The organism is Chlorobiota bacterium (genome assembly GCA_016700335.1).
Taxonomy (GTDB): Bacteria; Bacteroidota; Ignavibacteria; order OLB7; family OLB7.
Genome location: CP065014.1, coordinates 632,624 through 650,639 on the forward strand (window position 1 = coordinate 632,624; position 18,016 = coordinate 650,639).

Here is an 18,016-nt window from a genome sequence, read left to right on the forward strand (position 1 = left end):
GTAATATTCTTATTATTTCTATCTCATATTTGTTATTCACAAGTGTATAATTGGGATAAAACTGCTCATTTTCCTGGATTAGGATTTCCTAGTGTAAAGGCTATTGGCAATACATGTTATGCCATTGGAAATAATGGTTCTATTAACGCTCATATATTCAAGAGTACAGATGGAGGATACAATTGGTTTAAAGTTTTTGAGACTAAATAACCAATGTTCTATCTTACAATGATAGATAAACAAACAATCTTTATTTCAGGTTATGAAGGCAATATGTACAAAACAACTGATGGGGGAATCATTTGGAAAAATTATGACTTTGGAAGTGAATATTTAAAAAAAATAATCATGTTAAACTCCCAAAATGGGGTGATAATTGAAAATCCAACAACAATATTTATGACATTTAATGGTTGGGAAAGTTATAATACCTTTAAGTTTGATAGTATGTTTACAGCTTATTCCCCAAAGTCATTAACAATTAGTGATTTAGCAATGCCAAGTGAAAATGTAATTATTGGAATTGCTCAAAGAGTTCCTAATGTTGTAATTTTTAAAAGTATAGATAAGGGAGTTAATTGGACAATTAGAAAAGGACCTGATAGTTGTAACCGTTTCTTTTTCTTAAATGAAAAATTGGGTTGGGCTATTGGTGGAAAAGTAGGTGCTGGGCTTATTGGCTATCAACAAAAGAGCTTTATTTATATAACTTTGGATGGCGGAGAAACATGGGATTTAATTTTTGATAGTCTGTTTTACAAAGATTGTATTGGTTTTCTTTTTAACATCAACTTTAAAAACTCAAATGAAGGTATTGCAGTAGGCTCAACTGGCACTATTTTACTTACATTTGATGGTTGAAAAATTTGGCATCTTGGAACAAGTGACTCAATCATTTGCTCAAATGTTCAAACATTTAACTCCGTTAAGTTTACTGAAAATGGTAACGCAGTTACTGTAAATGGTAGCAACGAAATTTTTGTTATAAAGCACCTATTGGAAAAATAGATAACGATGTGGAAATTAGTTTAATAGTTATTGTAGGAATGAAATTATTTTTAATCAATGTTTTAAGAAGAAATACTAAACAAGAAGTTTATATTTACAATTCAATTGGTAATTTAATTTTGAGAAAGGTTATTCCAACTGAGAATATTTTTTTAGGTTTGACTGAACTAAAATCTGGAAATTATATTGCAAAAATATTAGTTGACAAAAAATATATTTTAAAGAAATTTTCAATTGTAAAATAGCTTTAAAACACAAACTAAAAGCCGAACTGAAATAAATCAGTTCGGCTTTTTTATTAATAAGAATAAATCAAAGAAACTATTTCAAAACAATAACATTAATCCTATCAGTTTTAGAACCAACGTTAAGCACAGCCAAATACTGCCCAGAACCAAGCTCATTAGCAGAAATAGAAACTTTAATCAAACCAGGTTCACGAAAACCATCAACTAGAGATTTAACTTCTTTACCAAGAGAATTAAATAATTTAAGTGAAACAAAGTTAGCTGCTGAAACGTTAAACTCAAAAGTAGAGTTGTCAACAATAGGATTCGGATAATTTTTTAAACCAAGTAATTTAGAAGAAGAAGAATTAAAAACTTCTTCTTTAACATCAGAGATAAAAATAATATATCTAGAAATAGAATTCCAAAAACCTTGGTAATTATAAAGAGCAGGATTCTGAGAAAAACCAATAACAGTTTGTCCAACAGTCCCAGCAAGAACCATAGTTCCAGCAGAAGCTTTGGTAGCACCTTGCGAGATAACACTAACAGGTATTATAGTTGATTGAGCAGATAAGTTATAACCTATCAGCAATAACAATATAACAATTGATTTTATATTTTTCATACTATTGAATTATTAAAATTAAGGTTGAACTGGAATCCAATTTGCACCACTAACTGTTGAAACAAAAAGCAATTTTACAGCTCTACCAGGGTTAACATTAAAAGCACCTACAGTTGTATTAGTAATTGTAACAACTCCACCTGAGTTATTTACTAAATGTATGTTTGCTCCATCAACTAAAGGAGCTCCAGTCGGTATTGAAACATTACCTGCGGTTGTAACTACAAGAATTGCATCATCAACAACTGATCCTGAAGAATAAGGATTTTGGTATGAAGTAGAAAAAGTACCATTTGCTATAGTCAAACCATTACCACCCTGATTTGCAGTAGTTGAAACTCTTATTCCTCTTGAAGAAGAAGAATTATTTGAATTTGTAATATTGGCAGCCCAGCCAGTTCCATTTGTAGCAGCTTGCAAAGCGTCATTACCATTTGCAGCATTCACATTTTCAAATCTTCCACCAACTCCAGTACCACCAGAAATTCCTGTTTGCCCTAGAACACCAATACCATCTTTTGTATTAAATCCACGTACACCATAACCCGAAGAATCATTTCTTCCAACAACAGCACCAACTCCATTTCCTCCTCTATTACGACCAACAACAGCTTCACCGAAAGTGTTGTCACCTATAACGCCTGCAGCTGAAATAGAAGAAGTAATACCCCAAAGAGCATTTCCACCAGCACTTGTAGCAAAAACTCCAGGTCCTACACCAGTTTGTAATACATCAACTCCCCTTGCACCATTAGATGCATTATTTAATTGAATACTAACTCCTGAACCTATTCCATTTGTTGATACATTTACAGCTGTAGTTACGCTTGATGGATTTGAAATTTGGAATTTCCCTGCATTACCAGTTCCAGTCGAAAACCCAAATACTCCAGATCCAGTACCATTACTTTCACCACGTACAGCATCTAAAATATTTGCAGCATTATTAATTTTAAAATTACCAACTCCACCAGCACCAGTTTGTGTTAGATCAAATAGTGTACTACCAGAATTTACAGTTTTAGAAAAGGGTAGGAATAAGCCATCACCCCAAACTATATTAGTTCCATCAAAAGTAATTGCTTGCCCTGTTAATGCTCCTGTTGTACTTATTTTCGGTAAAGTAACATTATTGTTAGCAATATCGTTTGAAATAATACTGTTATTTAAATTTAGTTTACTATATGCAATTGCAGCAGTTGGAGCAACATCGTTATTTACTATACTTGTTAATAAATTTAATTTACTATAAGCAATTGCTGCTGTAGGAGAAACATCTACGTTAACAATTGAACCATCTAAAATTTTAGCACTATTAATTGCAGAAGTTGCAATAGATGGGTTTGGATAAGTACTTCCAAGCAAGTCACCACCAGCAGCTCCATTTGGTGGATGAGGTAAGAATAGAACACTTGGAGATAAATCAATTGGTTCAATTGTTCCATTTAAAATTTTTGCTCCAGTAATTGTATTATCAGTTAAACCTACTGATGTAACTGGTCCACTTGGGAAAGCTACAGAAATTGTTCCATCAATACTCTCAAATTTTTGAATACCAGATCCAACCCCAGAACCACCAGAAGACGAAATTGAAATTTTATTTCCAGATTTAAAAATAGAGGTTGAACCAAGTCCTTCTAATGTTACATCACCAGAAAGTCCATTTAGTGTTGTAACAGCACCAGTTGCACCAGGAGCTAATGAATTAGCTTGATTTGCAATTTGTGAAAAAATTGAATACGGTGCAGCGGAAAGTGCTGTACGAGGTGACATTTCAGTACCACCATCAACTGCTACTCCAAGGAAATAAGGAACATCAAATGATAAAGAATTAGGTATTGGAGTTACAGTTCCAAGAACTAAATTAAAGATCCCTTTAATTACTAAAACGTTTTGAGTTTCAGTGTAAACAGATGATCCATTTAATGGAGTTGTATACAATGTCAATTTTAGAAAGTGATTCCCATCAGGAATAAAAGTGCCATTTGTATTTGCTAGTACACCTTGATAGGCTATAGTTCTTGGCATTTGAGCCTCAACAATACTACTAGAAAAAATACATACAATTGTAAAAATTGCAATTTTGAAAATAGATTTCATTTGAGATTTGTATTTGATTAATAGAAATGAAAATTTGTTGTTTTGAGAGTTTTAATAATATTCTTTTCATAGAATATTTGTGCTAATATATAAAATTATCGTTTAAAACAATAAAATAATGTTTTTTTTTTATTTGTTTTATGAAAATTTAATATAGTAGTATGATTATAAAAAAATAAAAATCTATATTGTAATTTTTTAGATTGTTTAATATTTTAAAACTTGAAGTGACAATTTTACCTCAAATTCTCGATTTAAATATTGATTGCTTTCTCCAAAAAATCACTCAAAATTTTTCCTGATAAATAATAATCCATCATGATTTCCATAAAATTCTCTTTTAATATAATTTCAGATTTTTGCTTTGCTGAAAAATAAAATTGCTTATTACTTATATAAGGTTCTTTAACTATTGCATCAGTAAATTGGGCTGGAATCCTTTTAGATTTTTCTCCTTGAATTAAACCAAATTTTTTTATGAAATTTTTATCAGAATATGCATTTGAAAATTCTTTACCATTTGTAGCAATATATTCTCTAATACTATTAAGTTGATCTTTATCTGGCTGATAAACTCCAGAATAAATCTCTACAAATTCAGCTGAGATTTGAAAAAATAATCCTGGGAATGATTTATTTTTTTTTCCTTTTAATGAGATTAAAGCTGCAACATTATTTTTATAAGGCGTTTTATCTTTAGAAAACCTAATATCTTTATTAATTCTCATAATCGAATCGGAAGCAGTTACTTGTATTCTAGGATCATGAACTTGAATGTTATGAATGAACTCATTTACAAATTCAAAAAAAGGCTTTTTTACAAAGGTTTCATAAGAATTCCTATTTGCATCAAACCATACTTTATTATTATTTTCTTTAAGTTGATTGAAGAAATCAATAAATCTATTTTCGAAGTAAATCATAATTAAATTTTTTAGTAATTGAGTAAATAAATGTTAAAATTTAAAGATTGATTGTAAACTAATTAATAATCATTCCATCTTCCATAACAATTATTCTGTTGGTATTATCTGCAAAAGATTGATCGTGAGTAACTATAAGTAATGTTTGTTTAAACTCATCAGCAAGTTGTTTGAAAATATCAAAAACAATATCACTATTTTTTTTATCTAAGTTGCCAGTAGGTTCATCACCCATAATAATTAAAGGATCATTTATCAATGCCCGAGCAATTGCAACTCTTTGTTTTTCACCACCAGAAAGTTGATTAGCTTTTTTCATTGCAAGCTTTTCAATTCCTAAGGTCTTGAGTTTTTCTATTGCTCTAAATTCAACTTCCTTATCAGAATATTTTTGTAATTTCAATCCTGGTAACATTACATTCTTTACAACTGAGAATTCATTTAGCAGATAATGAAATTGAAAAACAAATCCAATTTTTTCATTTCTAATTTTAGATAACTCTGATTCCGATTTACCATTTATCAATTCATTATCAATAAATAATTCACCTTCGTAATCAGTATCCATTGTTGATAATATATATAATAAAGTAGATTTCCCGCATCCAGATTTTCCAGTTATAGAAACAAACTCACTTTTATTAATTGAAAAACTAATATCATTTAAAGCCTTTACAGTAACTGGGTCTTTAAAATATTTCACTATTTTTTTTGATTCAAGAACTATATCAGACATTTTATTTGCCACGAATAATTATTACTGGATCAATTTTGCTTGATTTTCTTGCTGGAAAAAAACCAGCTAAGTATGTGGTAACAATAGAGAAAACTATTCCAATTATATAGAAAATTGGGTTATAGTTTACCGGGAAAGTTTTAATTGTAGGTAATCCAGCGTTGTTAAATGGAATTGTGTCAATTATTAAAGATAATATTAACCCAAAAAGCAAACCAAATAAACCACCAAAAACTCCAATACTCATAGCAATGTTTATGAATACTTTTTTTACATCTTTTCCAGAAAATCCTGTTGCTTTTAAAATTGCAATTGTATCCATTTTTTCATAAATCATCATGTTTAAAATATTGTAAATTCCAAACCCAGCAACTATCAATAAAGTAATTCCAACAACATAAGAAATCAAAGTTCTTATGTTAGATCCCGTTTCAAATTGTGAGTTCGCAGTTTGAATATCTACAGCATCAGTATTGAACAATTTTTTATATTCTAATGCAACTGTTGGTGCTTGTTTTAAGTCTTTAATTTTAATTTGTATATCGGTAATATAACTGCTTGATTTACCCAACAATTTTTGAGTTGTGGCAATTGAAGCATAACTTTGAACTTTATCAATATCTTGAATACCAGATTGAAAAAATCCTACAACCTTTAAAGCTAACCTGTCACCTTTTGAAGTTGTTACTTGAATAATGTCTCCTAATTCAGCAAGTAATTTATCTGCAACTCCAACACCCAAAATTATACTGTTACCCTCATTTTTCAAATTCATAGGATCTCCTTTTCTAATGTAATCATTGAAAAAAAATAATTTACTTTCTTCAATTACATCAATTCCACTAACAGTTCCTGTAATATCAATTGTTCCAGCATTATACAATACAGGTGCAATAATTTTCGGAGCAACCCCTAATACTCTTGGGTCTTTTTTCAGGGCATTCATTATTGCGTTACTATTATAAATTTCAATTCTACTACCACTAGATTTTAAAGAACTGATAAAATTATAACTTTTTAAATAGTCTTTCGATAAATTAATTGGTTGGTTCAAATTAGGCTTGATATCATTGTATAGCCTTATGTGTGCAGTTCTGTTTAAAATCAGCCCATCAAGCAAATCATTTAGCCCATTCATAAAACCTAACAATGCAATAAACATTGTAATGCTAAAAGTAACCCCAACAGCTGCAACTAAAGATTGTTTCCATCTTGCTAAAAGAAGGGAAATAGAAATTGAATTTATCAATGATAAGTTCATTTAGTAGGTTTCATAATTGTTTCTTCAGATTTTATTCCACTTAATATTTCTACTCTCTCAAAATCTTTCAAACCTATTTCAATTTTTCTTTTTTCTTTATTTTCCATTAAAACTAATGAGTCGTCAATTAAATATGATCTAGGAATTGTAATAGCATTTTCTTTTTTTGCTATAACAATGTTAGCTTCAGTTGTTAAATTAGGAAATAGTTGTGGAGGTTGCTTTGTAAATTCAATTTCAACTGTAAATGTTTTTGTTCTATCATTCATAATAGGGTTAATAAAGTTCACTAATCCCTCAAATACTTCTCCTTTGTAACTATCTAAAGATAAAAAAACAACTTGACCAATTTTAACTTGAACTATATCCTTTTCATCTACTTGCAATTCACTGCTAAAATTATCTGAGTTACCTATTATTGCAATTGGACTTTGCGAACTAACCAATTCACCTTGCTCTTTTGTAATGCTATAAATTTTACCATCTACTAAACTTCTAATTGTATAATCTTTGGCAATTGTTTTACTGATTGCCAATTGTTTTTTAGATTGTTCAGCATTAAAATTTAATTGTCTTTTTAAATCATTTAACCTAAAAATAGCAGATAAATAATTATTCTTTGAATTGGTAAAAGCTAATTCTCTTTGTTCTAAATCAAATTTTGAACCTACTTGTTGATCCCATAATTCCTTTTGTCTAGTTAACAAAAGAGAATCATTTAAGAGTTTGCTTTTAGCATTTTCTATTGCATTTTTAAGCTCATTTACTTTGTCACCATTAATATTTCTGTTTGCAAATTCAGTTGATATTTTTGCATTTTCAGTATTAATTTTTGAGGTCTCATTTTTAATAATAAATAATGGATCTCCTTTTTTTACTACATCACCTTTTTTAACTAACACACTTTGTATAATGCCCGCAACTGTTGAATAAACCATATATTGATTTTTACTTTTAATTATTCCAGAAGCATAAACTGATTCAGTAATTAATCCAACTTTAGGCTTTATAGAGTCAATTGGTTTACTGCATGATTGAATAATCAAACTAAATATTATTAAAATATTCAAGATAATAATTTTGTGTTTGAATCTAAAAAATTTTAATAATGAACTCATCTTTTAATATAACTACTTTAATTTTATGTTGAATTAATTTAACTTTATCTTCAAGAAATTGTATTTTTATTTTATGGGTTCTAACAAATTAGATTTTAATATCTCACTATAACCACCTTCAATTTCTGAAAAATTTCTATATCCTCTTGAAAGCAATATACTCGAAGCAATCATACTTCTATAACCCCCAGCACAGTGAATATAAAAATGTGAATTTGGATTCAATTCATTAATCCAATTATTTATTTCATTAAGAGGTTTGTTTGAAGAATTTATTAAATGACCAGTTTCATACTCGCTCTCTTTTCTTACATCAATTATAAGTTCATTTTTATCTTTTATATTCTCAGCAAATTCGTTTGCCGTTATCCTATTTACTTTGTCAGACTCTTTGCCATTTTCCAACCAATTATTAATTCCACCAACTAAATATCCTAATTGATTATCAAACCCAACTCGAGCTAACCTAGTTACAGATTCTTCTTCTTTCCCAATTTCAGTTACTAAAACTATATTTTGATTTACATCTGAAATTAATGTACCAACCCAAGGAGCAAAATCTCCGTTAATACCAATGTTAATTGAATTTGGAATAAAACATTTACTAAATTCACTAGAGTCACGAGTGTCAAGAATTATTGCATTATTAAATTCAATCATTTGTTCAAATTCATCAATACTTAATCCTGTCAGTCCTTTTTTTAACACATTCGAAAAACTATTATATCCATTTTTATTCATTGCAACATTCATACTAAAATATCCTGGAGGTGTTAATAAACCATTTGTAACTGCCTTTATAAAAGTCTCTTTATCAGGTTGATTGAGTGCATAATTCATTCTCTTTTGATTGCCAAGGGTGTCTAAAGTCTCTTTCATCATATTCTTACCGCAAGCACTACCAGCACCATGTGCAGGATAAACAATAATGTTATCTGGTAATGGCATAATTTTATTAATTAAACTTTCATATAATAATCCAGCAAGATCTTCAACGGTTATACTACCAGTTTTTTGAGCTAAATCTGGTCTGCCTACATCACCCAAAAAAAGTGTATCACCACTGAAAATACAATAATCATTTCCAAATTCATCAATTAGTAAATATGTTGAACTTTCTAGAGTATGCCCAGGAGTATGAAGTACTTTTATTTTTATATCCCCAATTTCAAACTCTTGATTATCATACGCAATTATACTTTTAAAATTAGGGTTTGCATTTGGACCATATACAATATCTGCATCCGTTAGGTTGCTTAAATCTAAATGTCCACTTACAAAATCTGCATGAAAGTGAGTCTCAAAAATATATTTAAGCTTCACCCCATCATTAGTAATTCTATCTATATAAGGCTTAGTTTCCCTTAATGGATCAATTATAGCAGCCTCACCGTTGCTTGTTATGTAATAAGCCCCTTGTGCCAAACAACCAGTATATATCTGCTCAATCTTCATAATAAATAAATGATTTACTGTTTTTTTTAATAAGTAATTTGAAAAAAGTATAATAGAAAAATAAGACTTCAATTTACAATTTATTTTGAAGTCATTGTAAAGTAAAACTAAATTAAATATATTTTTAAATAGATGATTTAAAACTTAAAATATTAGTTGAAATCTAAGATAATTATCACTTAAATTTAATCCTAATATTAAAATATTAACATCCAATTTAGTTAAGATTTTCACAAAATTAAATGATTAAATATTCTTTGAAATTTATAGAATTCTTCAAATGGTTTGTATAAATTTTATTAGCTCAACTATAATACATGTCGTAAATGATTGTGTGAAATTTTAAAATAAAAAATACTATTTTTAATTTAAAATTTAAGTGCATAATTCTAAATTTTGTTATCAATAAAAAATATAAAAACAAGAAAAAATAACACTAAAAGAGATTAATTTATTGAGAATTGGTGATATAAAAAATCATTCTAGAGTTGAGTCAAGCTAAGTGAAACAAACAATATTTGTAGTAAAATACAATTAAGAATTAGAAGTACAATGTCACTTTCTTTGATGATGAAACAATAATTTTAATGTTAATATTACACTCAAAATAGTAGTCGATTTATATAACACTTTATATTCCACTCATAAGCATCAAAAGTTCTTCATCTTATTATAAATATAATTCAAAAACAATTAATGTATTAGAAAAATTATGGAAGAACTATTCTGAGAAAAGTCTTAATATTGCAATTCAATTTAAGTACTAAAAATGAACCCAAATCTTTTTTTGAAAAATTCAATTAAACCGTATTTTTTAATTGAATGTGAACCAATATATAATCCAAAGATTTTGCAGCACAGATATTTTTAATCAACCACACCCAAAGCCCACCGTCCACACCTTAAAACTGAACAAGAGACAATTTTAGAGTAAATTCAATAGTATATTCAATAGAGAATTTTAGAAGAAATATGAGATGAAATATGAGATGAAATGTAATATAATAATTGAATGAAACAGAACTAAAGAACTTAACATAGCGACCTAAAAAAATAGTAAATAATGTTTGAACAAACTTTTAAAAATATAGACGACATACTGCACAAAGATGCAGGTTGTGGCAGTGAATTAGATTATGTTGAGCAGACTTCATGGGTATTATTCCTGAAATATTTGGATGATCTTGAAAAGGACAAAGCCACAGCTGCCGAACTCACCGGCAAGACCTACACACCCATCATTGATGCCGAATTTCAATGGAACAATTGGGCTGCACCCAAAAAGAAAAAAGCTGATAGTGAGCTTCTCGAACTAGATCATCACAAAGCATTAACAGGTGATGACTTATCTGACTTTGTAAATATTAAACTTTTCCCCTACCTCAAAAAATTTAAATCTGATGCCGAAAGTGCTGACACAATTGAATATAAAATTGGAGAGATTTTTAGCGAACTAAAGAACCGCATACAAAGCGGTTATAATTTGCGTGAAGTAATAAACCGTATTGACGAATTGCGTTTTAGAACCCACGCTGAAAAGCACGAAATGAGCCACTTGTATGAGGACAAGATTAAAAATATGGGCAACGCTGGGCGTAACGGTGGAGAATATTACACGCCACGACCTTTGATTAAAACCATAGTAAAAATTGTTGCACCCGAAATAGGAAACAAAATTTATGATGGTGCAGTTGGTTCAGCGGGTTTCTTGGTGGAAGCATACGAATTTCTTCGTACGGGTGGGGTTCACCCCCGCCCCAAAGGCTTATCCACCAATGATATGGAAATCCTACAAAAAAAAACTTTTTACGGCAAAGAGAAAAAATCATTGGCTTACATCATTGGCACAATGAATATGATTTTGCACGGTGTGGAAGCACCAAACATTGTGCATACAAACACACTTGCTGAAAACCTTGCCGACATACAGGAAAAAGACCGTTACGATATTGTGTTAGCTAATCCGCCATTTGGAGGAAAAGAAAGAGCAGAAGTGCAGCAAAACTTCCCAATAAAAACTGGCGAAACCGCCAGTTTGTTTTTGCAGCACTTTATTAAAATTATGAAGGCAGGTGGTAAAGCAGGTGTGGTAATTAAAAACACTTTTTTGAGCAATACCGACAACGCCTCTGTGAGTTTGCGAAAGTTGCTACTTGAAAGCTGCAACCTGAATACCGTATTAGATTTGCCGGGCGGAACTTTTACAGGTGCAGGCGTAAAAACAGTAGTGTTGTTTTTTGAAAAAGGTTCTTCAACTAAAAAGGTTTGGTTTTACCAACTGAACTTAGATAGAAATTTGGGCAAGACCAATGCCTTGAACGAAAAAGATTTGAATGACTTTATTGAACTGCAAAAAACAAAAGCCGAAAGCGAAAACTCTTGGAGCATAGCAGTAAAAGACATTGACCAAAGCACCTTTGACCTTAGCGCCAAAAACCCCAATAAAAAAGTTGAAGCTGCCCTACGCCAACCGCAAGAAATTTTAGAACAAATGAAAGCCTTGGATGAAGAGTCTCAATTGATAATGGACAATTTACAATTGATAATTGAAAAGGGTAATTAACAATTGATAATGGATAATTGACAATGAAAGAGAACATCATTAAAAATAAGTCGTTTGCTTTCGCTTTGAGAATTGTAAAAGCGTATCAATTTCTGTGTGAGCAGAAAAAGGAATATGTATTGAGCAAACAAATGCTTAGAAGTGGAACAAGTATTGGAGCAATGGTTCGTGAAGCTGAACAAGCAGAAAGCAGTGCTGACTTTGTGCATAAAATGGCAATAGCATTGAAGGAAGCCAACGAAACCGAATATTGGATTGAGTTGCTGGAACAATCAAACTATTTAGAAGAAAAAATAAGTCTTTCATTGAAATCAGATTTGACAGAAATATTGAAACTCTTAACCTCAATTATAAAATCCACAAAAAATAATGCGAAAAAATAACTATCAATTGTCAACTATCAATTATCCATTATGAGAGGCTTAGATAAAAAAAGTTTAGAAAACGCTTATCGCCTTTTTGAAACTGGCGACATTGACAAAATTGAAATTGGCACAACCAAAGGCTTACAGCATTTACACAAATACTTGTTTGATGGACTGTTTGACTTTGCAGGTAAAATACGAACCCACAACATTTCAAAAGGCGGTTTCCGTTTTGCAACGGCTTTTTATTTGCAAGATATTTTGGCAAAAGTGGAACTTTTGCCCGAAAACACATTTGAAGAAATTATTACCAAATATGTAGAAATGAATATTGCTCACCCTTTTATGGAAGGCAACGGCAGAACAATGAGAATATGGCTTGATATGATTTTGAAAAAACGCTTGCAAAAATTGGTAAACTGGCAGTTTGTAAGCAAAGAACTTTACCTGCAAGCAATGGAACGCAGCCCCATTAACGATTTGGAATTAAGAACCTTGCTTGTAGCCAATTTAACGGACGAAATAAACAACCGAGAAATTATTTTTAAGGGCATAGAACAATCCTACTATTATGAAGGCTACGAAAAAGGAAACGATGATGAATAAAAGAAATCCTACTAATCCTAAAATCAGGGAAATTCTGATTCAGACAACAAGTGCAGATATTTTAAACTCAATATTGGAACTGATATGAAGATGATTTCTAATATTCAGCATCTCGGAAATGCAATTGAAATTATAATGGGTCAAGCTCCACCGAGTAAGAAATGTAATCGAGACGGAAAAGGAGTACCTTTTGTAAAAGTTGGTGAGTTCAACGAAGTGTTTCCTATAATCAGAGAATGGACAACCTTGCCACTTAAATTAGCTTCAAGTAGTGATATTCTGTTATGTGTTGTTGGTGCAACAATCGGAAAAATTAATTTCGGAATTGAATGTGCAATTGGTCGTTCTGTTGCTGCAATAAGACCAATAAAAAATAAATTAGACCAGAATTATTTATATTATTTTCTTTCAGGAAAAACTGACTATTTAAGAAGTTCTTCACAAGGAGCAGCCCAAACTGTTATAACTAAAGTTATGATAGCTGAGTTGGAAATTCCTCTTCCACCTCTTCCCGAGCAACAACGCATTGTAGCCATATTAAATGAAGCCTTTGCCGCCATAGCCAAGGCAAAAGCCAATGCCGAACAAAACCTCAAAAACGCCAAAGAACTTTTTGAAAGTTATTTGCAAGGGGTGTTTGAGAATAAAGGAGAAGGTTGGAAGGAGAAGAAACTAGGAGAGATTTGCGAATTGATTAATCGTGGCGTTTCTCCAAAGTATCTTGAAAAAGATGGAGTAATTGTTTTAAACCAAAAATGTATTCGTGACCATAAAATAAGTTTTGAGCAATCACGATTTCACGATGGAGTTTTAAAGAAAATTAGCCCAGAAAAAATGGTTAAACTTGGTGATGTGCTTATAAATTCTACTGGAACAGGGACATTAGGAAGAGTAGCTCAAGTAAGAGAAGAATTGAAAAATGTTACAGTTGATTCTCACGTTACTATTGTTAGACCAATTACGGATTTGTTTTTTATAGACTTCTTCGGTTGGGCTTTAATTTTTATTGAAGAGGAAATTTCTAAAAGAGGCGAAGGTTGCGGTGGGCAAACAGAATTGGCAAGAAATACTTTAAAAAATGAATTCATTATTTGTTTTCCAAAATCAATAAAGGAACAACAAACTATCGTTCAAAAATTGGATGCCTTATCAGCTGAAACCAAAAAATTAGAAATCATTTATCAGCAAAAAATAAATGATTTAGATGAGTTGAAAAAGAGTATTTTGCAAAAGGCTTTCAATGGTGAGCTTGCCGAACCAAAAACAGTAAACAACAATTAACCGTGAAAATATGTATATTTTAACAATTTTTCACGGTAAATTTGTAGTCAAAAAATGATAAACCAAACAACAAAAAATAAAATAGAGGCATTGCATCAGCAATACATAAACTTGGCAACGGGCAATGAGCCTTTGCTAAAAGAAATTGCCCTTGCCGAAATTCCCGAAATGGTTTATAACTCAAATGCAATAGAAAACTCAACACTTAGTTTAGAAGATACCGAAAAAATTCTTGCAGGTAGCAGTTTAGAGCGGAAAGTAAATGTAAGAGAGGTGTACGAAGCCAAAAATTTGGCAATACTGACCGAAACCTTATTAGAAAAAAACAAATCAAAATTCAATATCAAACTGATTTTAGGTTTACATAAAACATTGCTTACACACATTGACGACAAAATTGCAGGTAGGTTTCGCAGTGGAAAAGAATGGGTAAGGGTTGGCAATCACTTGGGAGCAAATCCGCAGTTTGTAGTTACTATAATACAAGAGTTGGTGGACAATTACAACCAAAATAAAACCAGCTATTTTTTAGATGCTATTGCACACTTTCACGCAGAGTTTGAAACCATTCACCCTTTTGTAGATGGAAATGGACGAATGGGCAGATTGCTTATTAACTTACAGTTAATGAATGCAGGGTATCCTCCTATAATAATTCAAAACAAAAGCAAAAACACGGAATACTATCCACTGTTTCCCCAGTACCAATCAACGATGAAATTTGGAGGTTTTACCCAGTTGTTTGCCTCTTTAATGCAAGAAACATTGCACAAACGAATAACCATTCTTACAGCAAAAAAAATAATTCCAGTTTCAATATGGGCATCGCAAAACGCCATTAAACCAAATGTGGCTGCTAACAAAGCCAAAAGGCAAACCATTCCTGCCTTTCGAATGCGTGAAAAATGGATGATTGCAGAAGAATTTAAACCAACCAAACAATGAACGAAGCAGAAACAAGAGCAGAACTCATAGACCCCAAGTTAAAGGCTTGCGGTTGGGGCGTTGTAGAAGGTTCTAAAATCCTTCGTGAATACAATATTACAGCAGGTAAAATACAAACAGGTGGCGTAAGAGCAAAAAAACTGACTGCCGATTATGTATTGGTTTACAAAGGAATTAAACTGGCAGTGGTAGAAGCCAAAAGCGATGATTTAGGCGTTGGCGAAGGTGTGGCACAAGCCAAACAATATGCAGAGAAATTAAAATTAGAAACCACTTACAGCACCAACGGAAAAGAAATTTATAGCATCTGTATGAAAACAGGTGCAGAAGGTTTGGTTGCCAATTATTTAACCCCCGAACAACTTTGGAATAAAACCTTTGGTTCAATTGACAATGGAAAATTGAAAATTGAAAATGGTTGGTTTGAAAAATTTGCAAATGTTCCGTTTGAAGATAAAAGTGGCACTTGGCAACTAAGGTATTACCAAGAAATTGCAGTTCAAAAAACACTGAAAGCTGTTTCTAAAGGTAAAAACCGAATTTTACTCACACTTGCTACTGGTACAGGTAAAACAGCTATAGCTTTTCAAATAGCGTGGAAATTATTTCAAACACGTTGGAACCTTTCCGTAATTGAAAATGCAAAATTGAAAATTGAAAGTGATGCAAATTTTCAATTCTCAACTGTCAATTCTCCATTATTAAGGCGACCACGAATTTTATTTTTAGCCGACAGAAACATTTTAGCAGACCAGGCTTTCAATGCTTTTTCAGCATTTGCCGATGATGCTTTGGTAAGAATAAAGCCAAGCGAAGTAAAGAAAGATGGAAAAGTGCCAACAAACGGAAGCATCTTCTTTACTATTTTTCAATCGTTTATGAGTGGCAAAGACAAAGAAGGAAAGCCGAAACCAAATTTTGGACAATATCCAGCCGACTATTTTGATTTCATCATTATTGACGAGTGCCACCGTGGCGGAGCAAACGATGAAGGAAACTGGAGAGGCATTTTAGAATATTTTTCTCCTGCTGTTCAGTTGGGTTTAACCGCCACACCAAAACGCAAAGACAATGTTGATACTTATAAATATTTTGGCGAACCTGTTTATGTCTATTCGCTGAAAGAGGGCATCAACGATGGTTTCCTTACGCCATTCAAAGTAAAACGCATCAAGACAACGCTTGACGATTATATCTACACAAGCGATGACCAAATAATAGAAGGGGAAATTGAAGAAGGTAAATTATACAAGGAGTCTGATTTTAATAGAATTATTGAAATAAAAGAAAGAGAGGCAAAACGTGTTCAGATTTATATGGACGATGCCAACCAAAAAGAAAAGGCAATTATTTTTTGTGCAACACAAGACCACGCTGCGGCAGTTCGTGATTTGGTAAACCAATACAAGAAAAGCACCGACCCGAATTATTGTGTTCGTGTAACTGCCAATGATGGAGAAATAGGCGAACAGTTTTTAAGTGAGTTTCAAGACAACGAAAAAACAATCCCGACCATTTTAACTACTTCGCAAAAATTGTCAACAGGAGTTGATGCAAGAAACATTCGCAACATTGTTTTGATGCGACCAGTAAACTCAATGATAGAGTTTAAGCAAATTGTAGGTCGAGGAACACGTTTGTTTGACGGCAAAGACTTTTTTACCATTTACGATTTTGTAGATGCTTACCACCATTTTGCAGACCCTGAATGGGACGGAGAACCTTTAGACCCTGAACCAACCGAACCAAAACCACCAACACCGCCCAAAGAACCAAAAGAGCCAAATGACGGTGATGATGAAGGTGAAGAAAAAGAAAAACACAAACGCATCAAAGTAAAATTGAAAGACGGAAAGGAACGTGAAATTCAGTCAATGATTTCAACTTCTTTTTGGAGTGCAGACGGCAAACCAATTTCAGCAGAAGAATTTTTGAATAACCTGTTTGGCGAATTGCCAAACCTTTTCAAAAGTGAAGATGAATTGCGGACACTTTGGAGCAATCCACTTACCAGACGAACACTTTTAGAAAAATTAGATGCAGCAGGTTTTGGCAAAGACGAATTGACCACTTTGCAAAAACTTATTGACGCTGAAAAAAGCGACTTGTTTGATGTGTTGGAATATGTATTTAACAGCGACATAAAACCAATTACAAGAGAAGCAAGAGTAGCAGCAGCACAAGCGACAATCTTTGCATTGCTTGACAACAAACAAAGAGAATTTATAGAATTTGTATTGAGCAAATACATTGAGACAGGCGTAGAAGAACTTGATCAAGATAAACTACCAATCTTGCTGACAAACAAATATCAATCATTAGAAGATGCTAAAGAAATTTTGGGAGAAGTTGCCAATATCAAGTGTCTATTTATTGAATTTCAACAACATTTATACCATAGGAAGGCTGCTTAATTGCATAGCATATATACTTTGTTTTTCAATTAAGCAAAGGAAAATTTCATTGATTCAATGTGTTGTTAGTTCTTAAGTTAAATTATTTTTTTTAATTAAATTTAATCAAATTTTAAAACATTAATTCTAACAAAGAGTATATTTTACTAGATTCAACACTAGTTGGAAAGATTGTTATAACTTAGAGATAATCTATTATTGCATTAACATTTTCAAAAAATAGTTTCATTTTAAATAATTTATCCTGATATAAGTTTTCAGTTTAATTTTAATCTAAGCATAGGTTTATAAATGGAATATTTTTTCTATAATTCCCAACTTTTTAAATTGCAAAACATAATAATAAAAAATATTTTTTAAGTTCTAATTATTAACAACAATTTTAG

Annotated in this window: 16 protein-coding genes; 9 read left to right on the forward strand and 7 right to left on the reverse strand. The window is 31.5% G+C overall.

The features are described 5' to 3' along the window. Positions 1-42: 42 nt before the first annotated feature. From IPP08_02580 to IPP08_02590, 3 genes are all read left to right on the forward strand, one after another. On the forward strand, positions 43-210 hold the full coding sequence (locus IPP08_02580; protein QQS67079.1) for a hypothetical protein: 168 nt from the start codon (positions 43-45) through the stop codon (positions 208-210). Positions 211-228: 18 nt separating this feature from the next. Then, entirely contained in the window at positions 229-861 is a 633-nt protein-coding gene (locus IPP08_02585) for a hypothetical protein (protein QQS67080.1), read from the forward strand. 185 nt (positions 862-1,046) lie between these two features. Next, positions 1,047-1,253, forward strand: coding sequence for a T9SS type A sorting domain-containing protein (locus IPP08_02590; protein QQS67081.1), 207 nt, complete (start codon positions 1,047-1,049; stop codon positions 1,251-1,253). A 76-nt stretch (positions 1,254-1,329) separates the two neighbouring features. Here IPP08_02590 and IPP08_02595 read toward each other — a convergent pair whose 3' ends face one another. From IPP08_02595 to IPP08_02625, 7 genes are all read right to left on the reverse strand, one after another. Beyond that, the gene (locus IPP08_02595) at positions 1,330-1,863 is read right to left on the reverse strand and encodes a T9SS type A sorting domain-containing protein (protein ID QQS67082.1); all 534 of its coding nucleotides are present in this window, start codon (positions 1,861-1,863) and stop codon (positions 1,330-1,332) included. 18 nt (positions 1,864-1,881) lie between these two features. Continuing rightward, positions 1,882-3,963: a hypothetical protein gene (locus IPP08_02600; GenBank protein QQS67083.1), complete on the reverse strand. Its 2,082-nt coding sequence runs from the start codon at positions 3,961-3,963 to the stop codon at positions 1,882-1,884. A 254-nt stretch (positions 3,964-4,217) separates the two neighbouring features. Continuing rightward, on the reverse strand, positions 4,218-4,886 hold the full coding sequence (locus IPP08_02605) for a DUF2461 domain-containing protein (GenBank protein QQS67084.1): 669 nt from the start codon (positions 4,884-4,886) through the stop codon (positions 4,218-4,220). 58 nt (positions 4,887-4,944) lie between these two features. Further along, positions 4,945-5,622 (reverse strand): ABC transporter ATP-binding protein, encoded by a 678-nt coding sequence (locus tag IPP08_02610; GenBank protein QQS67085.1) that lies wholly within the window; start codon positions 5,620-5,622, stop codon positions 4,945-4,947. A gap of 1 nt (position 5,623) precedes the next feature. Then, the gene (locus tag IPP08_02615) at positions 5,624-6,883 is read right to left on the reverse strand and encodes an ABC transporter permease (GenBank protein ID QQS67086.1); all 1,260 of its coding nucleotides are present in this window, start codon (positions 6,881-6,883) and stop codon (positions 5,624-5,626) included. Next, on the reverse strand, positions 6,880-8,001 hold the full coding sequence (locus IPP08_02620; GenBank protein ID QQS67087.1) for an efflux RND transporter periplasmic adaptor subunit: 1,122 nt from the start codon (positions 7,999-8,001) through the stop codon (positions 6,880-6,882). Before IPP08_02620 ends, IPP08_02615 begins: the two co-directional genes overlap by 4 nt. Before the next feature lie 66 nt (positions 8,002-8,067). Next, positions 8,068-9,456, reverse strand: a complete 1,389-nt coding sequence (locus IPP08_02625; GenBank protein QQS67088.1) for an MBL fold metallo-hydrolase — start codon at positions 9,454-9,456, stop codon at positions 8,068-8,070. 1,063 nt (positions 9,457-10,519) lie between these two features. Between IPP08_02625 and IPP08_02630 the strand changes: the two genes are divergently transcribed. From IPP08_02630 to IPP08_02655, 6 genes are all read left to right on the forward strand, one after another. After that, positions 10,520-12,019 carry an N-6 DNA methylase gene (locus IPP08_02630; GenBank protein QQS67089.1) on the forward strand — a complete coding sequence of 500 codons (1,500 nt, stop codon included), beginning with the start codon at positions 10,520-10,522 and terminating at the stop codon, positions 12,017-12,019. Positions 12,020-12,042: 23 nt separating this feature from the next. After that, positions 12,043-12,402, forward strand: a complete 360-nt coding sequence (locus IPP08_02635) for a four helix bundle protein (protein QQS67090.1) — start codon at positions 12,043-12,045, stop codon at positions 12,400-12,402. A gap of 30 nt (positions 12,403-12,432) precedes the next feature. Then, entirely contained in the window at positions 12,433-12,990 is a 558-nt protein-coding gene (locus IPP08_02640; protein QQS67091.1) for a Fic family protein, read from the forward strand. Between the two features lie 474 nt (positions 12,991-13,464). Continuing rightward, positions 13,465-14,271 (forward strand): restriction endonuclease subunit S, encoded by an 807-nt coding sequence (locus IPP08_02645; protein ID QQS67817.1) that lies wholly within the window; start codon positions 13,465-13,467, stop codon positions 14,269-14,271. 54 nt (positions 14,272-14,325) lie between these two features. Then, positions 14,326-15,216: a Fic family protein gene (locus IPP08_02650; GenBank protein QQS67092.1), complete on the forward strand. Its 891-nt coding sequence runs from the start codon at positions 14,326-14,328 to the stop codon at positions 15,214-15,216. Next, positions 15,213-17,630 (forward strand): DEAD/DEAH box helicase family protein, encoded by a 2,418-nt coding sequence (locus tag IPP08_02655; GenBank protein QQS67093.1) that lies wholly within the window; start codon positions 15,213-15,215, stop codon positions 17,628-17,630. Before IPP08_02650 ends, IPP08_02655 begins: the two co-directional genes overlap by 4 nt. Positions 17,631-18,016: the final 386 nt, after the last annotated feature.

What these genes read in the sequence shown, in the direction of transcription:
- IPP08_02585 (QQS67080.1), top strand. Translation starts at nt 229, where the DNA reads ATGATAGATAAACAAACAATCTTTATTTCAGGTTATGAAGGCAATATG.
- IPP08_02595 (QQS67082.1), bottom strand. Translation starts at nt 1,863, where the DNA reads ATGAAAAATATAAAATCAATTGTTATATTGTTATTGCTGATAGGTTAT.
- IPP08_02640 (QQS67091.1), top strand. Translation starts at nt 12,433, where the DNA reads ATGAGAGGCTTAGATAAAAAAAGTTTAGAAAACGCTTATCGCCTTTTT.
- IPP08_02590 (QQS67081.1), top strand. Translation starts at nt 1,047, where the DNA reads ATGAAATTATTTTTAATCAATGTTTTAAGAAGAAATACTAAACAAGAA.
- IPP08_02655 (QQS67093.1), top strand. Translation starts at nt 15,213, where the DNA reads ATGAACGAAGCAGAAACAAGAGCAGAACTCATAGACCCCAAGTTAAAG.
- IPP08_02600 (QQS67083.1), bottom strand. Translation starts at nt 3,963, where the DNA reads ATGAAATCTATTTTCAAAATTGCAATTTTTACAATTGTATGTATTTTT.
- IPP08_02635 (QQS67090.1), top strand. Translation starts at nt 12,043, where the DNA reads ATGAAAGAGAACATCATTAAAAATAAGTCGTTTGCTTTCGCTTTGAGA.
- IPP08_02625 (QQS67088.1), bottom strand. Translation starts at nt 9,456, where the DNA reads ATGAAGATTGAGCAGATATATACTGGTTGTTTGGCACAAGGGGCTTAT.
- IPP08_02620 (QQS67087.1), bottom strand. Translation starts at nt 8,001, where the DNA reads ATGAGTTCATTATTAAAATTTTTTAGATTCAAACACAAAATTATTATC.
- IPP08_02605 (QQS67084.1), bottom strand. Translation starts at nt 4,886, where the DNA reads ATGATTTACTTCGAAAATAGATTTATTGATTTCTTCAATCAACTTAAA.
- IPP08_02645 (QQS67817.1), top strand. Translation starts at nt 13,465, where the DNA reads ATGATAGCTGAGTTGGAAATTCCTCTTCCACCTCTTCCCGAGCAACAA.
- IPP08_02610 (QQS67085.1), bottom strand. Translation starts at nt 5,622, where the DNA reads ATGTCTGATATAGTTCTTGAATCAAAAAAAATAGTGAAATATTTTAAA.
- IPP08_02650 (QQS67092.1), top strand. Translation starts at nt 14,326, where the DNA reads ATGATAAACCAAACAACAAAAAATAAAATAGAGGCATTGCATCAGCAA.
- IPP08_02615 (QQS67086.1), bottom strand. Translation starts at nt 6,883, where the DNA reads ATGAACTTATCATTGATAAATTCAATTTCTATTTCCCTTCTTTTAGCA.
- IPP08_02630 (QQS67089.1), top strand. Translation starts at nt 10,520, where the DNA reads ATGTTTGAACAAACTTTTAAAAATATAGACGACATACTGCACAAAGAT.